This window comes from Clostridium frigoris, from assembly GCF_018861865.1.
Lineage (GTDB): Bacteria > Bacillota > Clostridia > Clostridiales > Clostridiaceae > Clostridium_AD > Clostridium_AD frigoris.
Window position 1 is genome coordinate 1 of sequence record NZ_JAHLDV010000133.1, and the last position, 1,541, is coordinate 1,541.

Consider the following 1,541-nt stretch of genomic DNA (forward strand, 5'->3'; position numbering starts at 1 on the left):
AATCGAGTAGGAGCTAAATAATTAGTTTATTTAGCGACCTCTCACACCACCGTGCGTACCGTTCGGTACACGGCGGTTCAATAGAAATTAATGTTTTAATAAATATGTTTCAGATATAGAAACTAAACCTATCTTTTTAAGGTATTTATTAGTTAATGTTTTGGCTAATACTGGGCTATTGGATGTTCTCCAATAGCTTTTCCTTGTATTTGCATATTGCCAAGCTTTATTGCTTGTTAACCCTAACTTAATAAGGTTTTCATGCTTTGTTTTAATTTTCTTCCACTGTTTCCAAAAACACATTCTAATTCTTCGTCTTAACCATTCATCAAGTGTTTTAAGAATAGTTTTAATATCTGCAATAGCAAAATAGTTTACCCATCCTACTATTACCTGCTTGAGTTTCCTAAATCTATATTCCATGCTCATCGCATTACTTCTTGAAGTTAATTCCTTTAGCTTTGCTCTGAATTTATCTATAGGTTTTTGAGGAACTCTCATTCTATATTCACCTTTTGCTCGGTAAAACGAAAATCCTAAAAATTTAAGTTTCCAAGGTCTATCTACTGTACTCTTTTCTTTATTTACTTTAAGCTTTAACTTTTCCTCAATAAATCTTGTTATACTACTCATTACTCTATTTGCTGATTTCTCACTTTTAACGTATATATTTGCATCATCAGCATATCTACAAAAGTTTAGTCCTCGTTTTGTTAGTTCTACATCAAGTTCATTTAACATTACGTTACTTAATAATGGGGACAAGGGTCCACCTTGAGGTGCTCCTTCTTCAGTATTCATAAATACCCCATTTATCATAACTCCGCTTTGTAGATACTTTCGTATCAGAGAAATTACTCTACTATCTTTAATATTTTCCGATAGTATCCTAATTAATTTATCATGATTTATCGTATCAAAGTATTTTGAAAGGTCTATATTTACTGTCCATGTATGTCCAGCATTAATATATCCTCTACATTTTTCAACGGCTTGCTTTGCACTTCTTAAAGGCCTAAAACCATAGCTATTATCTGAAAACTTCTTTTCATATATTGGTATCAGAACTTGTGAGATTGCTTGTTGAACGACTCTATCTACTACAGTAGGTATTCCAAGTAGTCTTGTTCCCCCATCAGGTTTGGGTATTTCTACCCTTCTTACTGCTTGAGGTTTATATCTGTTCTCTAGTAATGATTGCCTTAATTCTTGTCCATGTTCTTTTAGGTGTTGTAGAAGTTCATCTACTGTCAATCCATCAATACCATGACTTCCTTTGTTGGCTTTTACTCTTTTATATGCTTTATTCATATTATCTTTAGATAATATTTGCTCGAGTAATTCATTACCGTATCTATTTACATCGTTTCTTCCTTCTTCTGACATAGGAGAAATACTATGCACTTCTACGTTACCTTTAAGTTCCACTTTATTCTCTCGTAGAGAGCCTTCTTTATGAAGTTGTCTGCTTTCATCATATTTCTTCGTATCTTTCAAAATTTCAAAACCTCCTATTGTTCAGTCCTTCCCACGCTAACGCG

The 1,541-nt window shown here is 33.0% G+C and carries 1 protein-coding gene; it reads right to left on the reverse strand.

The genetic code is table 11. The features are described 5' to 3' along the window. Positions 1-87: 87 nt before the first annotated feature. Positions 88-1,497, reverse strand: coding sequence for a group II intron reverse transcriptase/maturase (gene ltrA / locus KPL37_RS19390; protein ID WP_216151709.1), 1,410 nt, complete (start codon positions 1,495-1,497; stop codon positions 88-90). Positions 1,498-1,541: the final 44 nt, after the last annotated feature.